We start from the raw sequence: 2,974 nt of genomic DNA on the forward strand, positions 1-2,974 counted from the left end.
CGAAGCCCGGGGCGTCGTTGACCACCACGGCGGTCTTGCCCAGGCCGGCGGTCCAGGACCGGGCGGCGTCCACCAGCTCGGGGGCGGTCTGCTTGCCGATCACCACCTCCACGAGGGTGGAGGCCGGCACCGGGTTGAAGAAGTGCAGGCCCAGGAACCGCTCCGGGCGCTGCAGCTGCTCGGCGAGGCCGGTCACGGACAGGCTGGAGGTGTTCGAGGCCAGCACCGCGCCGTCCTTGAGATGGCGCTCCACCGCCCGCAGGGACTCCACCTTCAGGTTCCAGTCCTCCGGCACCGCCTCGACCACGAGCTCGCGGTCGGCGAAGGCCTTGCGGTCCACGGAGACGGTGAACCGCTCGAGGATCGCGTCGAGGTTGCCGTCCAGCACGCCGCGCTCGAGGGACTTCGCGGTCGAGGACTCCACGCGCTCCTGCGCGGCCTCGGCCGCGGCCTCGTCCCGCTCCACGACCACGACGTCGGAGCCCTTGATCAGGAAGGCGTGGGCGATCCCGGCGCCCATCCGCCCGCCGCCGAGCACGCCCACGGTGGCGGGCACGGTGGCCTGGACGGCGGTGGGGGCGGACGCCCCGGTCGGTGCGGTCGATTCGGTCATGACGGTCCTACTTCCTGTTCTTCTTGTCGAGAAACGCCTGCATCCGGTCGAACTTGGCCTGGGACTCGAAGAGCATGCCCTGGGCCAGGGTGTCGATCACGGGATGGACCTCCCGCGGGGTGTGGAACACGGACTTGGTGATGCGCACGGCCAGCGGGTCCTGCGCGGCGATCCGGTCGGCCAGCGCGTGCGCGGCGTCCATCAGGGCCTCCGGCTCCACCAGCTCGGTGATGAGCCCGGCGGCCAGGCACTCGGCGCCCTTGAGCACCTTGCCGGCGAGCAGGACCTCCTTGGCCAGCGGCTCCCCCACGAGCTCCCGCAGCCGCCACGTGGCGCCGGCGGCGGCCAGGATGCCGAGGTTCGTCTCGGGGTTGCCCATGCGCAGGGCCTCGGTGCCGATGCGGAAGTCCGCGGCGTAGGCCAGCTCGGCCCCGCCGCCCAGGGCGTAGCCGTCCAGGGCGGCGATCACCGGCATCGGCAGCTTCGCGATCCGGTCGAAGATCGTGGAGTTGATCCCGGCCAGGGCGTCGTCCCGGCGCCGCTCGCGCAGCTGGGCGATGTCCGCGCCGGAGGCGAAGATGCCCTTCGTCCCGGCCTCCGGGTCGGACGGCGTCCCGGTGAGGATGAGCACCTTGGGGCTGCGCTCCAGGTGGGCGCAGACGGCGTGCAGCTCGTCCACCATCGCCTGGTCGATCGCGTTGCGGACCTCCGGGCGGTGCAGCCGGGCGAGGAGCCGGTCCTCGCGCTCCTCCACCACCAGGGTGGTGAAGCCCTCGTGGTTCAGCCGACCGCCGGTGTCGTGCTGTGTGCCGGCCATCGATGTGTCTTTTGCGGTGGTGGGTTCAGGCAATGGCGTTGTGGCCGGTGATCTCGCGGCCCACGATGAGGGACTGGATGAAGTCGGTGCCCTCGTAGGTGTGGACGACTTCCATGTCGAGCAGGTGACGGGCCACGTGGTGCTCCAGCAGCAGGCCGTTGCCACCCATCAGGTCCCGGGCGTCTCGGCACAGCGTACGTGCCTTGTCCGCCACGAACATCTTCTGCAGGGAGGCCTGCTGTTGAGACAGGATGCCCTGGTCCTGAAGCTGGCCGCAGCGGAAGCACATCAGCTGCATCGCGGTGAGGTCGGCCAGCATGGTGGCGAGCTTGTTCTGCACGAGCTGGTTGTGGCTGATCGGCTTGCCGAACTGCACCCGCTGCTGGGTGTACTGCACGGCAAGTTCATAACAGGCCTGGGCATGCCCCAGGGCCTCCCAGGCGACGGTGGTGCGCGTGAGGTTCAGCACGCCCGTCACGGCACGGAACCCGAGTGCCTTCTCGAGTCGGTTGGCTTCGGGGACGCGGACGCCGTCCAAGGTGATCGTGGCCTGCTGAATGCCGCGCTTGGCGATCTTGCCGGTGATGGCCTCGGCGATGTAACCCTCCGGGTAGGCACCGTCCTGCTTCTCGACGACGAAGGCCTTCACCTTCCCGTCGGCCTCGTCGCGGGCCCAGACGATCACCAGGTCCGCGACGTGGCCCAGGCCGATCCAGCGCTTGGCGCCGTTGAGGATCCAGTTGTCCCCGTCGCGGCGGGCTGAGGTCTCGAGCGCCACGGTGTCCGAGCCGTGGTCCGGCTCGGTCAGGGCGAAGGCGCCGAGCTTCTCCAGGGCTGCCATCGCCGGCAGCCAGCGTTTCTTCTGCTCTTCGGAGCCGTGCAGGTTGATGGTCCCCATGGCCAGGCCGGAGTGGACCGCGTTGAAGGTGTTCAGGGAACCGTCACCGCGGGACAGCTCCATGGCCACCAGCCCGGCCTGCATCCGGGTCAGCCCGGCGCTGCCGTAGCCCTGCACGGAGGTCCCGACGATCCCCAGCTTGGCCAGTTCCGGGAGCAGCTCGTAGGGGAAGTCCGCCTCCTCCCAGGCCTCGTTGAACAGCGGCAGGGCGCGGTCGTCCACGAAGGCCCGGATGCCCCGGACCAGGTCACGATCTTCGTCGCTGAGCCACTGGTCGACGTTCAGGAAGTCGGAGTTGATCTCGGGCAGGGCGGCAATGGCAGACACGGGGCGTTCGCCTGTGGACAGGACAGTCATAGGGGCATTCCTCTACTGAAAGAGCGGGGAAACGCAGAGGTTTCCGGAAGGGGAAGAAACGGGGACAGAGCGGGAGCAACTACTGAACGCCGGCAGGTGTCCTGGCGGCGGTGCCGGCCCAGGCGAGGATCTGCTCGCGGTGGGCGTCAACGTCCGGCGGGGTCAGGTCGTAGCTGGCCGGCGTCGTGGAGAAGGTAATCGGATTGCGGATGCCCGCGACCGCATCCTCGCCGGTGCCGACCCGGACCACCGGCTCCAGCCCCACGCTGCGGGCGAACTCGAGGCCTCC

At 69.6% G+C, this 2,974-nt stretch carries 3 protein-coding genes and 1 pseudogene; all 4 read right to left on the reverse strand.

Annotation, left to right across the window (positions count from 1 at the left end):
* The coding region (locus ABD161_RS15905; protein ID WP_344005223.1) for a 3-hydroxyacyl-CoA dehydrogenase family protein at positions 1–613 on the reverse strand (613 nt) is incomplete at its 3' end.
* 7 nt (positions 614–620) lie between these two features.
* Positions 621–1,430: an enoyl-CoA hydratase/isomerase family protein gene (locus ABD161_RS15910; protein ID WP_023164839.1), complete on the reverse strand. Its 810-nt coding sequence runs from the start codon at positions 1,428–1,430 to the stop codon at positions 621–623.
* 25 nt (positions 1,431–1,455) lie between these two features.
* Positions 1,456–2,685 carry an acyl-CoA dehydrogenase family protein gene (locus ABD161_RS15915; RefSeq protein ID WP_023164840.1) on the reverse strand — a complete coding sequence of 410 codons (1,230 nt, stop codon included), beginning with the start codon at positions 2,683–2,685 and terminating at the stop codon, positions 1,456–1,458.
* 79 nt (positions 2,686–2,764) lie between these two features.
* Positions 2,765–2,974: pseudogene (locus ABD161_RS15920) on the reverse strand (CoA transferase); the annotation flags it as partial.

The organism is Microbacterium paludicola (assembly GCF_039529675.1).
Classification (GTDB): domain Bacteria; phylum Actinomycetota; class Actinomycetes; order Actinomycetales; family Microbacteriaceae; genus Microbacterium; species Microbacterium paludicola.